Below are 14,817 nucleotides of genomic sequence, written 5' to 3'. Positions count from 1 at the left end.
ACCTAGAATCCATCAACCATTGAGCCACCCTGCCCCATTGCCTGTGTATGAATGACCTTCTGCCCGATGTCTTGCGCGTGATCGATCAGGCGCTTCACCTCAACGGCCGCGCCGCCGATTTCACCGCCGACACGGCCCTGCTGGGCGCCCTGCCCGAGCTCGATTCCATGGCCGTGCTGGCCCTGATCACCGGGCTGGAAGGCCACTTCGGCATTGCCTTCGCCGACGACGACCTGCGCGGCGAGATGTTCGCCACCGTGGGCTCGGTGTGCGAAGGCGTGGCCCAGGCCATGGCCAGCAGCGGCACCTGAGGCCATGGCCGAGGCCCTGCCCCAGGTGTTTTTTCTGCCCATGGGGGACGGCCAGCGGCTGTGCATTTTTCACCCCGCACAGGGCGGCACGGCGCGGGGGCACGTGCTCTACCTGCACCCCTTTGCCGAAGAAATGAACGCCTCGCGCCGCATGGCCGCCGCCACGGCGCGGGCCATGGCGGCCGACGGCTGGGCCGTGCTGCAAATTGACCTGCTGGGCTGCGGCGACAGCAGCGGCATGCTGGAAGACGCCACCTGGAAGGCCTGGGTGCAAGACGGCGTGGCGGCTGCGCAGTGGCTGGGCCAGCAGGCCAGCGGCCCGCTGTGGCTGTGGGGCTTGCGCACCGGCGCTTTGCTGGCCGCCCACGTGGCCGAGCAGTTGCCAACGCCCGCCAACCTGCTGCTGTGGCAAGGCGCCACCAACGGTCAAACCCTGCTGCAGCCTTGGCTGCGCCTGGCCACCGTGGCGCAGATGATGGGCCAGGCCCCGGGCCAGCGCAGCGCCGCGCAGCGCCTGGCCGAGGGCGAGACCGTGCACCTGGGTGGCTACCCTGTCACCCCCGTGCTGGCCGAAGGCCTGGGCCGGGCGCACCTGCACCCCCCCGGCCACGGGCCAGCAGGCCGCCTGGTGTGGCTGGAAGTGGGCGACGCCCCCAGCCCGGCGGCGGCCCGCGCGGTGCAGCCGTTTGAAGCGGCCGGCTGGCGCGTCCACACACAGGCCGTGCCGGGCCCTCAGTTCTGGCAAGTGGTCACCGGCGAGGTGGCACCGGCCTTGGTCGAGGCATCGGTGCAAGCCCTGCGCGAGGCCACCCCATGCTGAACGTGACCGAGCGCGCCCTCTGGATCGACGGCCCCCAAGGCGCCATGCTGGGCGTGCTGAGCGAATGCGCCGACGCCAGCCTGCGCCAGGGCGTGGGCCTGGTGATCGTGAGCGGTGGCGCCCAGTACCGGGCGGGCGCGCACCGGCAGTTCGCGCTGCTGGCCCGCACCCTGGCCGACCAAGGCTTTGCCGTGCTGCGCTATGACTTGCCCGGCGTGGGCGACAGCCCCGGCGAGCCCCTGCCCTTTGAGGCCTGCGCCCCGTCGGTAGGGGTGGCCATTGACGCGTTGCAGGCCCAGGCCCCTTACGCCACGCACACCGCGCTGTGGGGGCTGTGCGATGGCGCTTCTGCCTGCCTGCTCTACCAGGACGAGCGCGCCGACCCGCGCGTGGCTGGGCTGGCCTTGCTCAACCCCTGGGTGCGCTCCGAGCAAACCTTGGCCGTCGCCCACCTGAAGCTCTACTACCGCGACCGCCTGCGCCAGCGCGACTTCTGGCGCAAGCTGGCACACGGCGGCGTGGGCCTACGGGCCCTGCGCGAGCTGGCGCAGACCGTGCGCCAGCGCCTCTCGCCACCCGCTGCCCCCTTGCCGTTTCAGGCGCGCATGGGAAGGGCCTGGCAAGCGTGTGAGCGGCCGGTGCTGTTGCTGCTGAGCGAGAAAGACATCACCGCCCGCGAGTTCAACGAGGCGCTGGCCGACCGCGCCGTGTGGGGCGATGGCGCGCAGCGGCCCAACGTGCAACGCGTGCGGCTTGATGGCGCTGACCACACCTTGTCGGACCCAATCGTCTCGCAGGCGATGCAATTGCACACGCTTCGTTGGCTGATGCAACTGGGGCAGCAAGGCTGACGCTGCGGGTCGCGGCAGCCGCTTACGCTGTCGCCTGGCTTTACAGCCGCCACCCAAAAGATCGCTAAGTGCTTGATTTTTAAAGCTGGCACGGTAGCTGCTTAGTTTGGCCGCGTCGCCTCCCGGCGGCCCCACAAACCCCAAGGAGTGAAGTCATGAAATTGAAGCAACTCGCGGCGACCCTGGCTCTGGCCGCTGCTGCGTCTTCGTCGTTTGCAACCGAAGTGCTGCCCGGCAACGAGACCAGCCTGCAGACCATCATCAACGGCCTGTACAGCTGCGCCACCTGCTCGGGCACGGCGGCTGCGCCGGACGTGAACGCCAACCAAGCCAACGAGAGCGGCATTTTCCAGATCGAAGCTTCGGGCGGCTCCATCGCCACCATGATCATCGAAGTGGCCGGCAACGCCAGCACCAACACCTTCGGTATCTATGACCCGTACAACACCGCCAACCGCCTCGAGCTGTTCAGCGGTGCGGCCACCGGCGGCGCCAAATCCCTGCTGACGATCGACGACAACAACAACTTCGTCGTCAACTTCAACACCGCAGGCGCTGTGCAGTTCTCGACCAGCCTCTTCGGCTACTACCTGCGCACGGCCACCGGCCTGACCTTCTTCTCGCAAGCCGAGAAGAACGCCAATGGCGACGACAACATGGTCGCGTTCCGTGGCGATGGCGACACCATCGACCTGCCTGGCGCTGCGCCTGGCGTCTGGGGCTCTTCGAGCTACATCCTCGCCTGGGAAGACCAGGCCCTGTCGAACTCCGACAAGGACTACAACGACATGGTCGTGTACGTGGAATCGGTGACCGCCGTGCCGGAACCCGCTTCGCTGGCCCTGCTGGGCCTGGGCCTGGCCGGCATCGCTGCCGCCTCGCGCCGCAAGCAAAAGAAGGCCTAAGAGCCAAGCCGATTGCCCCCTGGGCAATCAGCGCAACAAGGGGAGCTTCGGCTCCCCTTTTTGTTTTGGGTGCGGCAGGAATCGAAGGAACGCTCAGCGGCCACCGCGCCAGCGCGCGCGCAAGCGCCCCAGGCCATGGCGCGCGGCCTGCACCCAGCCCATGGGGTGGCGCTGGTCAAAGGCCAGCAGGCCCACGCGCTCGCGGCGCTGGGCCATCCAGTCGGCCTTGTAGGCGTCGTCGCCGCTGAGGTAGTCCACCTCTTGCACGCGGTCCACGTCCATGGCGTGGCGCATCAGGGCCGCCGTCAGCACCGAGCCCGGCGAGAGCTTTTGCGCGCCCTCCACATAGGCCAGCTTGAAGATGCAGGCGCTGCCGCCGTGCACCAGCCAGAGCTGCGCGGCCAGCGGACGGCCATCGAGCCACAGCACCCCCAGGCGCAACCAGCCTTGCTGGGCGGCCCGCTGAATGAGGGCGGGCACAAAACCCGCGGGCTGCTCGGCCTGCTTCCAGCTCTGGGCGTACACCTCGGCATAGGCCCGTGCGGCTTCGTCCAGGGCCGGGCCGGGAGCGGTGTGAATGTCAATGCGCCAGGCGCCTGCGCGCTGCAGGCGGCGCTGGCCGCGCTCCACGCTGTGGCGCAAGGGCGAAGGCCGCTGGGCCCAATAGGCCTCAAAGCCACCGGCCGGCACTGGCTGGTACCAGTTGGCGAAGGCAAAGAAACGGCTGGTCCACCACCCGCTGGCGCGCAGGTCGCTCTCCAGCGAGGCCAGCCAGGGCGCATCGGCGTCCAGCGGCTGCAGGCGCAGCAACCCGCCCGGGCGAAGGCCGCGCAAGGCGTTTGAGAAATCGGCAGGCGGTGCCGGGGTCGCCGCCAGCATTGGCCCGTACAGGCCCGAGTAATAGTTGGCCAGCGCCTGCAGCCCGTGCCCACCGGGCAAGCGCATCAAGGGCAGCACGCCGCCATTGGGCAGCGGGCACCGCAGCACCTGCGGCGGTGCCACGAAGCCGTGATCGCGCAGCAGTTCAAACCACGCGGCGCTTTGAAACAGGCCACCGCCGCTCATGCTGGTGGCTCAGCGTTCGTCAACGGCCAATGGCCAGGTACTCGATGCCCAGGCCGCGCACAAAGGCCGGGTCATACAGGTTGCGGCCATCGACCACCACGGGCTGCTTCAGCCGCTCTTTGATGAGGTCAAAGTCAGGGCTGCGGAACTCTTTCCACTCGGTCACGATGACCAGCGCATCGGCGCCGTGCAGCGCCTCGTTGGGCGTCTCGGCATAGCGCAACTGATCGCGCTCGCCCAGCACGCGGCGGGCCTCGTGCGTGGCCACCGGGTCGTAGGCGGTGACGGTGGCGCCAGCGGCCAGCAGGTCATCGATCAGCGCCAGGCTGGGGGCCTCGCGCATGTCGTCGGTGTTGGGCTTGAAGGCCAGGCCCCAGAGCGCAAAGTGCCGGCCCGCCAGGTTGGCCCCGAAGCGGCGGGTGATCTTGCCGCTGAGCACGCGCTTCTGCGCGTCGTTGGCGGCCTCTACCGCCTTGAGCACCTGCAGCTCGACACCTGCCTTGTCAGACGCGGTCTTGATGAGCGCCTTCACGTCCTTGGGGAAGCACGAGCCACCGTAGCCGCAACCGGGGTAGAGGAAGTGGTAACCAATGCGCGGATCAGAGCCAATGCCCTGGCGCACCATTTCAATGTCGGCGCCCAGCTTCTCGGCCAGGTTGGCCAGCTCGTTCATGAAGCTGATGCGCGTGGCCAGCATGGCGTTGGCTGCGTACTTGATGAGCTCGGCGCTGCGCGTGTCGGTGACCACCAGGCGCTCGTGGTTGCGCTGGAAGGGCGAGTACAGCGCGCGCATGAGGTGGATGGCCTGCTCGTCGCTGGCGCCCACCACGATGCGGTCAGGCCGCATGAAGTCGTCCACCGCCGCGCCCTCTTTCAGGAACTCGGGGTTGGACACCACCGCAAACGGCGTGTTCACGCCGCGCTGGCGAAGCTCGTCTTCAATGGCGGCCTTCACCTCGTCGGCCGTGCCCACCGGCACGGTGCTCTTGTCCACCACCACCTTGTAGTCGGTCATGAGGCGGCCAATGTTGCGGGCCGCGGCCAGCACGTATTGCATGTCGGCCGAGCCGTCTTCGTCGGGCGGGGTGCCAACGGCAATGAACTGGATGGTGCCGTGGTTCACAGCGCGGGCCACGTCGGTGGTGAAGTGCAGGCGGCCGGCGGCCACGTTGCGCTTGACCATCTCTTCCAGGCCGGGCTCGTAGATCGGAATGCCGCCAGACTCGAGAATGCGGATCTTCTCGGGGTTCACGTCCAGACACAACACGTCGTTGCCCACATCGGCCAGGCAAGCCCCGCTCACCAGCCCCACATAGCCCGTCCCTATCACCGTGACTTTCATGCGTTCTTTCGATTGAGGTGTATCACCTTGATAAACAACCGCCTGATGATAGCGGCCCAAAATGACGACTTTGATTGCACGCAATATGTCTCGTGTGACGCGCATCACCCTTATGGGCATCTTGGTGGCCGCGGTGGCGCTGGCCCTGCTGGCCACGGCCTGGCCGCCGGGGCGCGATGCGTTGGCCGCGGCCCAAGAGCGCTCGGCACAAGAGTGGATTCGCTACCTGCTGCGCCGCCTGGAAGGACACCCTAAGCTGGAAGCCGTGCTGGTGCCGCCCCTGCACGCCGCGCGGCGCCACATTGAGCGAGAGCCGCCCGCCGGGCCTCTGCCCTCGCTGGGCAAGGGGCAGCAAGCGCAAAGCCTGCTGCCCAGCGTGAGCGGCTTCACCCAGACATTACGTGTGGACTCGCCACAGGCCATTCGCGAGGCGCTCTTGAACGCCCAGTCGGGCACGCAGATCGTGGTGGCGCCTGGGCTCTATCCCTTTTCCACCAAGCTGCGCCTGGGGCACGACGGCCAGCCCGGCGCCCCCATTGCCTTGCGCGCCGCCCAGCCCGGCACCGTGTGGTTCACCTTTGAACAAGTGGAAGGCGTGCTGGTGGACAAGCCCCACTGGGTGTTTGAGAACCTGGACATTCGCGGCACCTGCCAGCGCCATGAAGACTGCGAGCACGCCTTTCACGTGGTGGGCCGCGCCTCGCACGTGCTGATCCGCAACAACCGCCTGAGCGACTTCAACGCCCACATCAAGGTGAACGGCTGGGACGGCCACTGGCCCGACCACGGACAACTGCTGCACAACACCCTGACCAACAACGCCCCGCGCGAAACCATCAAGTCGGTGACCCCGTTTGACCTGGTGGGCGCCAGCCACTGGCGCGTGGAAGACAACTGGGTGACGAATTTCGTGAAAGCCTGGGGCAACGGCGTGGCCTTCGGCCTGTTCATGAAAGGCGGTGGCGAAGGCGGAAAAATTGAGCGCAATCTGGTGGTGTGCACGCCAAGCGGCATCTCGCGGCCCGGTGTGCGCGTGGGCATCTCGTTTGGCGGCGGCGGCACCGACCCTGCCCTTTGCCGCACCAAAGACTGCGAGGCCTACGAACACAGCCAAGGCCTGGCGGCCAACAACATCGTGGCCCACTGCAACGACGTGGGGCTGGACGTGAACCACAGCAGCGACATCACGCTGGCCCACAACACGCTCATCAACACGGCCGGTGTGTCAGTGCGGCGCCCGCCCAGCCTGGCGCGGCTGCAAAACAACCTGATCGAGGGCCACCTGGGCGCCCGCGGCGGCAGCGAGCTGACGGCGCAAGACACCCTCACCCTGGCCCCCAGCGGCCTGCTGGCCAATGCCGATGCCCTGCAACTGGACTGGGTGCACCGCCCAGCCGACGCCCCCCGCCTGCAGGCCGTGCCGCTGGACTTCTTGCGCCGCCCACGCGACGTGGTCAACGCCCCCGGTGCCCTGCGCTGAGCGCTGCCGGCGAATACCGGCGAATTAATCCGATTGGGTTCAATGTAATTAATTGAATCCCGCCTTTCGCTGTAAATGCAGGGGCGTGGAATTTCAAATGGTTACGCCGTGTATCCCGGTTTCAGGGGACAAGCCTAGGACAATTCCGACACCGGCGGTGAGCGCTTGCCACCGGTCACCCCTCTTGCCTGCCCACCAGGCACTGTCTGCCACCCCGTTTTGCCTCTCAGGAGCCCCTGTTTTGCCCAAAAACAGGACAAATGAATGCTTTTGTTTACTTGATTGCCACCTATCGCCGGTGAACTGCCGCTTGGCTATGTGACTTTCCGCACATCCGTCGCGAAGAACAGCCCGTCAGACACCCCCTATTTCGGAACTTTGTCACACCTAAAGTCCGCTCGCAGGACGCCGAGACAGAGGGCATCCCAAGCGAATTTCGTGAATTACCTCACGCTTCGCAAGGGCCCCGAAGCAGACTTCTGAATACTTTTCGATTCGATTCCCAAAGCACCAGAAGCCTATTGAATGGTTTCATTGAATTTAGCCAACTGCCATGAACATCGAATTGATTAACCGAGCCAAACTCATCTCGGCACGCCCCTGGATGCTGGGCGCCCTGGCCCTGGCGGTGCTGACCGCCTGTGGCGGCGGAGGAGGCGGCGCCTCCCCTGCCGACATGGACGCCGCTGCCGCCAAAGGCACCAACAACGGCAAGGGCAAGGGCAGCACCACCACATCGGGTGGCACCACCACCACCACCGACCCCACCACCACCACGGGCGGCACCACGACGACCACCGATCCGACCACCACGACGGGCGGTACCACCACGACCACCGATCCGACGACCACCACGGGCGGCACCACCACATCGGGTGGCACCACTACCATCGTGCCCGTGGGACCCTTTGCCTGCGCCACCGACGCCATCACCTGCGTGGAAGTGACCGGCACCGCCACCGTCACCCAGGCCAGCGTGCCCGTGACCTTCGGCCAGCCCTTCCGTGCCGGCGACTGGCAGCACACCACCCAAGGCCTCGTGGCCAAGGTGGACGGTGTGGCCGTGCCCCTGCAGACCGACGAAATCTCGTCGCACCGCGACGGCTCTGCCCGCTTCGCCGTGCTGAGCGCCCAGCTCAACAACCTGCAGCCCGGCCAGAGCAAGATCATCAACCTCTACACCGGCACCAAGACCAGCAGCTCCCCCAACGTGCCGGCTAACCCCGACTGGAACCTGGAACTCGAAGCCCAGGTGTTTGACGCCAACGGCAATGTGGTGGCCACCCTGGTGGCCCAGCCCCAAGCCCAACTGGCGGCCCAAATCGCCAGCGGCAGCGGCCGCCGCCTGGCCGGCGCCGTGGCCACCGAGTACACCGTGGCCCTGCCCTTCAAAGACAAGGCCACCGGCACCCAACACCCCCACCTCACCGCCCGGCTGCACACCCGCCTGGTGGACGGTGGCCAGCGCATCCGCACCGACGTGGTGATGGAAAACACCCGCACCTGGACGGCCAACCCCGGCAACATCACCTACTCGTTTGCCGTGAAGCGCAACGGCAGCACGATCTACACCCAGCCCAAGTTCACCCACTACCACCACGCCCGCTGGCACAAGGTGCTGTGGACGGGCGCTTCGGCCGAGCCGCAGGCGCGCGTGCGCCACAACATGCCTTACTTCATGGCTAGTAAGGCGGTATGGAACTACAACTTGAATTTGCAGGTGCCGGAGACGGTACTGGCCGGTCAATACGCCCTTCTGGCACAAAAACGCCAGGATCAGGCCGCACTTGGCCCGATGGGAAATGCGTTCCTCACGCCCTATTTCCCCACCACGGGCGGTCGCCAAGAAATTGGCCCGCTTCCCCGATGGACTGCGCAGTATCTGGTGTCACAAGATCCCCGCATGTTGGAGGTGATGCTGGCCAACGCCGACGCCGCTGCCTCAGTGCCGGTTCACTACCGCGATGACTCAACCGCATTGCCACTTGACTTGGACCGATATCCAAAGGTCGCGGTACGGATTGGCACCTCCAGCCCAGCACTTCCAGCCGTCGTCGATGGAGCGACCATTTGGTCTGTTGATATCGCTCACCAGGGATCTTTTGCCTTTGTTCCCTATCTCGTGACTGGAGACGCCTTTTATCAGGAGGAAGCCGCATTTTGGGCAGCCTGGAACATGGCCGCGAACAACCCGAGCTACCGAGGGTATGGAGCAGGCCTCATTCACCCTGAGCAACTGCGTGGTCAGGCTTGGGCACTAAGATCGATTCGCGATGCAGCTCTTTTTCTCCCCGACACTCACCCTCACAAATCATATTTTCAGAATCGTCTAAATAACAATTTGAACTGGTACATCGATACTTTTGTAAACAATCCCGACGCAACAGCACAATCGCCGCTAGGGGCTATCCAAAAGCCCGATGACAAGTCAGTAACCGGCCCTTGGCAAAACGATTTTATGGGAATTATCTTCGCGCAGATGGTGGAGGATGGAGAGCCGCTAGCAAAACCAACGCTCGACTGGTTTGGGAAGTTCAATGTTGGCCGTTTTCTCAATGAACCTGCTGGATTCTGCACAGCAAATGCCGCCGGCTATTACTGGAAGATTCGGGACATCAACGGCAACTTCATAACCACCTGGAAGGCCCTCTACGAGGCAAACTATCCGGGTCAGAGTTGCACATCAACCACTGCAATTGATGGATACCCTGATGGAGCCGTTGGATATGCAGCCGGAGCACGAGCAAGCCTTGCGACCGCGATTGATGCCGGCGTTGCAAACGCATCCACCGCATATGCTCGGTGGTTAACCTTCACGCCCAAAATCGATAACGCCTTCAACTCAGACCCAACTTGGGCTATTGTTCCACGCAAGTAAGAAAAAATCTCATTCAAATATCCAGATAGATAAAAGAGTCATCGGCCATCAAATAGACATTTCACCAAATTGGTCAACGACTTGACTAAGCCCCTTGAACCTGTAGGATCAAGGGGCTTTTCTACATACCCGCACGCAAAAATTAATACTATATAGCTCAAAATATAGACAAGACTAGCGTCAAGATTTCCATCCATACGTCGGCGCCACCGATCACAACAACTCCATCGCGCGGAGCAGTTAATAACATATCCGATCGAGTTGTGATCTAACCTAGCATCTACTCTAAGTGTCTTCCGTTCGCAAGAAGGTCGCCCTTCAGTTCCTCGTGAGCAACCTAGCTCTGTTAGCAAACTTTTTGCTAACGATCATTTTGGCACGCTTGCTCAGTCCGCAGGATATTGGCATCTTCTCGATGGCTGCAGTCCTAATGGCAGTCGCACACGTTTTCCGCGATTTCGGAGTCACAACTTATATAAAACGCGAGAAAGAACTGACTGCGACGAACCTACGCAACGCTCTTGGCGTACTTCTCGCTACGTCATGGTCTGTTGCCATTGGGATGTATCTTAGTGCACCCTACTGGGCCAACTTCTTCCATGAGGACGGAGTGACCGACGTGGTTCGGGTTCTGGCACTCGGCTTTGTCTTCATCCCATTCGGAGCCATCCCAACAGCAATACTTTCAAGAGAAATGGCTGTGGAAAAGTCTGCTCAAGTGACCGCAGTGAGCACGTCCGTTTATTTCATTGCCTCGATTGCCTTCGCTGCAAACGGATTCGGCCCAATGACTATGGCATGGGCAAATCTTATTAATATTCTTGCATCCGGCCTAATGGCTAGGTATGTACTTTCTCGCCCGCTACCCGTACTTCCATCATTCAGCGAAATCAAAGCAATAATTCATTTCGGAGCTGGAAATTTGATTACAGCCCTACTCAAGGCCGCCGACAATGCTCTACCCGATGTGCTACTTGGGAGATACATGAACGCGTCTGCGGTGGGCCTTTTTAGTCGAGCGAACTCTACTGTGAACATGGTGGGCACGGCGTTGCATCCTACTGTCAACTATTTCGCCCTTCCATACCTAGCCAAACTGCATCACGCCAACGGCCCGATCGCTAGTGAGTACCTTCGGGCAACCTCGCTAATCAATTCCCTGATGCTGCCTAGTCTTGCAGTTATAGCAGTGCTAGCCCATGACGTCGTGAGCGTCCTGTACGGAAACGCATGGTTGGGAGCGGTTTCTTCGATTTCTTGGCTCTGCTTGGCATATGCCATAAGCAGTGTTTTCACATTAAGCGCACCTGCGTTGGCTGGCGTCGGCAAGCCTTACGCATCAATTGCGCCACAGTCTCTAGTACTACTCGGGAAAATTTTATCTGCAGCTATCCTATTCGATGGCACCCTTGCAAGCTTCGCAAAAGCAATAGCTATAGGCCAAATGTCCAGCATTCCACTTTATTTATGGATTCACCACCGCCATCTGGGTCTAAATTGGATAGACTGGGCCAGATGGACGATGCCCTTGGTAGTTCATGCAGCCATTGTTGGATTGGTAGGCCTGGGCGTACGAATTTCACTACCACCGAATATTTCTACATGGTCTGCAGTAGTAGCGACTAGCACCTTTGCAGCGGCAGCCGCTATCACTGCCTACTTCATATTGCGACTACCAATAAGTAAGGAACTGGTTGGACTAACCATTACACTGATAAATAGCCGCAAACGATAGTGACGGCTCCAGTTTTAGTCGCGAACTCTAGAAAAGAATGAATCAAGCCGATCCCTGACCTGATTGAGCCTAGACTGGTGCACCAGTTCAGAACTCAGAAATACGGCTTCTTGCTTGGCGAGCTTACTCAACTCGAGTACAGTTTTATCGAAATATATGCCTCTATTGTTCCTGTTTAATGGTGGAGTCCAGCCATTACCCGAAGCCCCAATAGAAATTAAAAATCTTTTGATATCGCTCTTCCTGACGTCGCTGGGCGTATGAAACTTCTCACTATCCCATAGCTCGGGCAAGATCACTGGGCGATACTCCAGCCCCATTGAATTACACCAGTCGATCCATTTGAAATCCAATATGTGCTTGTAGGCCTTCACTGGGATCCATGGCACGCCCAACGCGTCAGCAACAATTGCGCCGTGCATAGCTTCTGCAATCACGAGTTTCGAGTTGCGAATTAAATGGATCGTCTCGATCACGTCAGAAGACGGATCCAAATATTGCAGACCAGCGGCCTCAACAACCTCTCGCCAGTCTGCGTTAGTACAACTTGCGTGATGGGGCATATATGACACCCTTAACGAATCTCCCTGACTATTCCGTCGCGGAAATAGCTCGGAAATCAGTATGGCTGGATCGGTAATTGCAGCAGAATTCGACAGACCTAAAGATTTTGCCGACAATGGACCGCGAACAAAAACAAAATCCCACTCAGATCCAACTTTAGCCGATCCATGATACCCAACACCTGAGCCAAGTACGTATATTTTTTTTGCCTTGGGAGCTCTATCATTTATCAACGTCCCGATGCCCAATGCAATCTCATCTTGATCGCCGACAGAGAACTCATCAGGAAAGAGAGAATACCAAATCAGCGGATTCAGATCATCGCCAAAATTGCCGACAGGATCTTTATAGTAGAACAACTTCACAAATCACCTCACTGCATACATTTACGCCAACCAGAATAAATAGATTCACCCATAAATCCCACCATGCGATCCAAAACAATCAAAAGGCAAGTGTCAAAATACATCACTTGAAGCACGATTCCATCAACCAGAAAGTAATAACTGGTGATCGGGCTATGGTTCTTTGCATAAGCAGCAAATCAACCAGAAATGGAGCGAAGATTATTTCATCGCAATTTAAGCATCCAATCCTACGAAAGCAGCTTCATGGACGGCAACAACCCTCGCCGCATGAGTTGCCATGTCGACCTCAATCGGAAGATTCTTGGCAGCATCCCTTGTGTTGGCATCAGTGAACGAGCGATAGTTGATCGCAACCTCAAGCGCCTCGGCCAGCGCTTGGGCGGAGCCAGACTTGAACAAGACGCCCCTGTCCCTTGAGTCGATAAATTCAGCTGTAGCTCCGTGATCGGGCCCTACGAAATAGCAGCCTTCCCTCATTGCCTCAATCATTACAAGACCAAGCGGCTCCGGGTCGATTGATGCTGATACCACGACATCAAATTGAGACATCTTTTGAGCTACGTCTTCTATTTGCCCCGTAAACGTAATAATTCCCTCCAAGCCAAGATTTTGGACTTTTTTAATCAACCTATCTTTGTATTCTCCGTTCATATATGCTGGTGGAGCCCCAACGATTAGGAACTTTACATGAGGGAGGGAGCGGAAAATGATCCCTACAGCATCTATAAACAGTTCTTGCCCCTTCCACGGAACGAGCATCCCCACCATAGCAACAATCGGAGAACCACATCCCTGCACATCTGCCCCGTCCCCCTGACTCCCGCACAACTCAGGGCGCTTATTGCCATGACGCTTGGATGACTTCGGCACTCCATCGTATATATGCATCAACCTAGATACACTAACTCCGGCCTCAATACATGAAAAATATAGCCATCTAGAAACAGGCAAGAAAATACTTGGGCCATTCAATAGATAACCCAGTCTTGTATCTTTTGGAAATGGCCCACGAACATGTTGAACATAGGGAATCCGCATGCATCGCGCCACCAGCATGGCCTCTCGGTTGGATACGATTTCATTATTTCCATGAATCACATGTGGACGAAATCTAACCACAATTGAAAGCAGTTTTAAAAAGTACGGCAATCTAAGAAAGAGGTCATCCAATCTTCCCACCAAACCCTTTCCGACCAAGCGAGGCAACTTTCTAGCGACTCCCGACAAAAACAAGAAAACCGAATTGTTTTCGCCCGAGTGAGTTGATGCACTGTACACGCTCTCAACACAAGATGCTTCTTTGAAATTGCAGTCAAGCCCAGCAACAACCCCCACAGATAACGATTGATCTGGAATTGACTGAATCAAAGATTGCAAGGCCACTACCGCACCCCCAAACCCCGAACCATTTTCAACAAATAGAATGCGCAGCCTTTCTCCAGACTGCTGCTCAACTGACTTAGACCTAAAGAGCGAGTTGATGAAAACCTGTCGTCTCTTGCTAAACCAAGTCCTTCCCCACGGGGAGAACCTTGGTATCTCCCATACGCTTGTACTCGATAGCAATCCACCTCGAGCGGTAGCAACCGCGCTTTCATAGCCTGCTTTTCGAACCATCTCGACATGCTTGGCCAGGTAGTCTAGCCCCGGCTTCCCATTCGGGTACGAAAACGAGCAAATCTTCTGCCCCAACAAGTCACTCAATATTTCCTTAGATTCGAAGATCTCATTTTCCGCAAAACTATCTGAACAATGCGTTAGGATGGGGTGAGATTTTGTATGCGATCCTATTTCATGGCCATCACTTACCAAGGCTCTTAGATCTAACACGGAAAGTCCCGATGATTCGCAACGACCTCCTACGAATTCCTCCAACTTGCACAGCATTCGCTCCCGCACTTCCGGCGCCTGATACTTCATCAATCTTGCGAGAGAATCAGCAGCCTTAAGCTTCTCGTTAACCGATGCATATGGCAAATTTCGAGTTCCCAACCACGGTAAATCGATTTTTGATCCTCGAATAGCGTTTAGACAAAATCTCAGGCGATCATGCCAGATTGGGCGATCAAAAATTTGATTAGTCGCCACATAAAATGTCGCCCTTAAATCTCTATCTGCCAGTTCACTGCGAACAAGCCCCATCCATGATGGATCACCATCGTCAAATGTAATGCAGGCAAGCGGCTTACCCTTTCGAGGCCTATTCCTTAAATTGATCACATCCGAGACTGTCGCAACTTGGAAATTCTCTGCGATAAAGTCAAGCTGATCCTGAAATAGTGACTCTGATGTGGACCATGAACCTCCACCCGTTTGCCCTTTGGCTTCAACGGAATGGAACACGAACAAGTTAACGCTACGCGGCTGAACCCAAGGAATCATTTTCCAACCTCCACCTGCCTTGATATCCTCATTTCCAATCATTACCAAAATTTTGGTTTTGCACACCCTGGCAAGCCCAATAAAATCCTCCAACCTGCGTCGCCAAGATTAAGATC

11 protein-coding genes and 1 pseudogene are annotated in these 14,817 nt (G+C 59.0%); 8 read left to right on the top strand and 4 right to left on the bottom strand.

From position 1 onward, the window contains the following. Nucleotides 1-47: 47 nt before the first annotated feature. The 4 genes from ACE3RQ_RS10415 (at nt 48) to ACE3RQ_RS10400 (ending at nt 2,887) form a co-directional block, all read left to right on the top strand. Nucleotides 48-311 (top strand): acyl carrier protein, encoded by a 264-nt coding sequence (locus tag ACE3RQ_RS10415; RefSeq protein WP_374521911.1) that lies wholly within the window; start codon nt 48-50, stop codon nt 309-311. A 4-nt stretch (nt 312-315) separates the two neighbouring features. After that, nucleotides 316-1,131: a hydrolase 2, exosortase A system-associated gene (locus tag ACE3RQ_RS10410; protein WP_374521910.1), complete on the top strand. Its 816-nt coding sequence runs from the start codon at nt 316-318 to the stop codon at nt 1,129-1,131. Further along, complete coding sequence (locus tag ACE3RQ_RS10405) at nt 1,125-1,982, top strand: hydrolase 1, exosortase A system-associated (RefSeq protein WP_374521908.1); 858 nt, start codon at nt 1,125-1,127, stop codon at nt 1,980-1,982. The genes ACE3RQ_RS10410 and ACE3RQ_RS10405 overlap by 7 nt, the downstream gene beginning before the upstream one ends. 155 nt (nt 1,983-2,137) lie before the next feature. After that, the gene (locus ACE3RQ_RS10400; protein WP_374521907.1) at nt 2,138-2,887 is read left to right on the top strand and encodes a DUF4114 domain-containing protein; all 750 of its coding nucleotides are present in this window, start codon (nt 2,138-2,140) and stop codon (nt 2,885-2,887) included. A 93-nt stretch (nt 2,888-2,980) separates the two neighbouring features. On the opposite strand, the gene ACE3RQ_RS10395 is transcribed toward ACE3RQ_RS10400, so the two are convergent. Both ACE3RQ_RS10395 and ACE3RQ_RS10390 read right to left on the bottom strand, forming a co-directional pair. Continuing rightward, entirely contained in the window at nt 2,981-3,952 is a 972-nt protein-coding gene (locus tag ACE3RQ_RS10395) for a GNAT family N-acetyltransferase (protein ID WP_374521905.1), read from the bottom strand. A 19-nt stretch (nt 3,953-3,971) separates the two neighbouring features. Continuing rightward, nucleotides 3,972-5,294, bottom strand: coding sequence for a UDP-glucose/GDP-mannose dehydrogenase family protein (locus tag ACE3RQ_RS10390; RefSeq protein ID WP_374521904.1), 1,323 nt, complete (start codon nt 5,292-5,294; stop codon nt 3,972-3,974). Between the two features lie 85 nt (nt 5,295-5,379). Between ACE3RQ_RS10390 and ACE3RQ_RS10385 the strand changes: the two genes are divergently transcribed. The 3 genes from ACE3RQ_RS10385 (at nt 5,380) to ACE3RQ_RS10375 (ending at nt 11,387) form a co-directional block, all read left to right on the top strand. Next, nucleotides 5,380-6,774 (top strand): hypothetical protein, encoded by a 1,395-nt coding sequence (locus tag ACE3RQ_RS10385; RefSeq protein ID WP_374521903.1) that lies wholly within the window; start codon nt 5,380-5,382, stop codon nt 6,772-6,774. A 553-nt stretch (nt 6,775-7,327) separates the two neighbouring features. Continuing rightward, nucleotides 7,328-9,652 (top strand): hypothetical protein, encoded by a 2,325-nt coding sequence (locus ACE3RQ_RS10380; RefSeq protein WP_374521902.1) that lies wholly within the window; start codon nt 7,328-7,330, stop codon nt 9,650-9,652. Nucleotides 9,653-9,941: 289 nt separating this feature from the next. After that, nucleotides 9,942-11,387, top strand: a complete 1,446-nt coding sequence (locus ACE3RQ_RS10375; protein ID WP_374521901.1) for an oligosaccharide flippase family protein — start codon at nt 9,942-9,944, stop codon at nt 11,385-11,387. Between the two features lie 14 nt (nt 11,388-11,401). Here the strand turns inward: ACE3RQ_RS10375 and ACE3RQ_RS10370 are convergent, their stop codons facing one another. Then, nucleotides 11,402-12,151 (bottom strand): polysaccharide pyruvyl transferase family protein, encoded by a 750-nt coding sequence (locus tag ACE3RQ_RS10370; RefSeq protein ID WP_374522072.1) that lies wholly within the window; start codon nt 12,149-12,151, stop codon nt 11,402-11,404. On the opposite strand from ACE3RQ_RS10370, the pseudogene ACE3RQ_RS10365 reads away from it, so the two are divergent. Further along, nucleotides 12,147-12,215, top strand: a pseudogene (locus ACE3RQ_RS10365) (hypothetical protein); the annotation flags it as partial. The gene ACE3RQ_RS10370 and the pseudogene ACE3RQ_RS10365 overlap by 5 nt on opposite strands. A 317-nt stretch (nt 12,216-12,532) precedes the next feature. Here the strand turns inward: ACE3RQ_RS10365 and ACE3RQ_RS10360 are convergent. Beyond that, complete coding sequence (locus tag ACE3RQ_RS10360; RefSeq protein WP_374521900.1) at nt 12,533-14,794, bottom strand: glycosyltransferase; 2,262 nt, start codon at nt 14,792-14,794, stop codon at nt 12,533-12,535. Between the last annotated feature and the right edge of the window lie 23 nt (nt 14,795-14,817).

Source organism: Hydrogenophaga sp. (genome assembly GCF_041913525.1).
Classification (GTDB): Bacteria; Pseudomonadota; Gammaproteobacteria; order Burkholderiales; family Burkholderiaceae_C; genus Hydrogenophaga.
This window is presented reverse-complemented; position numbering and strand designations above follow the sequence as displayed.

Bases quoted from the DNA above. Each gene is read 5' to 3' on its own strand.
- ACE3RQ_RS10415 (WP_374521911.1), top strand. From the start codon at position 48: ATGAATGACCTTCTGCCCGATGTCTTGCGCGTGATCGATCAGGCGCTT.
- ACE3RQ_RS10410 (WP_374521910.1), top strand. From the start codon at position 316: ATGGCCGAGGCCCTGCCCCAGGTGTTTTTTCTGCCCATGGGGGACGGC.
- ACE3RQ_RS10405 (WP_374521908.1), top strand. From the start codon at position 1,125: ATGCTGAACGTGACCGAGCGCGCCCTCTGGATCGACGGCCCCCAAGGC.
- ACE3RQ_RS10400 (WP_374521907.1), top strand. From the start codon at position 2,138: ATGAAATTGAAGCAACTCGCGGCGACCCTGGCTCTGGCCGCTGCTGCG.
- ACE3RQ_RS10395 (WP_374521905.1), bottom strand. From the start codon at position 3,952: ATGAGCGGCGGTGGCCTGTTTCAAAGCGCCGCGTGGTTTGAACTGCTG.
- ACE3RQ_RS10390 (WP_374521904.1), bottom strand. From the start codon at position 5,294: ATGAAAGTCACGGTGATAGGGACGGGCTATGTGGGGCTGGTGAGCGGG.
- ACE3RQ_RS10385 (WP_374521903.1), top strand. From the start codon at position 5,380: ATGTCTCGTGTGACGCGCATCACCCTTATGGGCATCTTGGTGGCCGCG.
- ACE3RQ_RS10380 (WP_374521902.1), top strand. From the start codon at position 7,328: ATGAACATCGAATTGATTAACCGAGCCAAACTCATCTCGGCACGCCCC.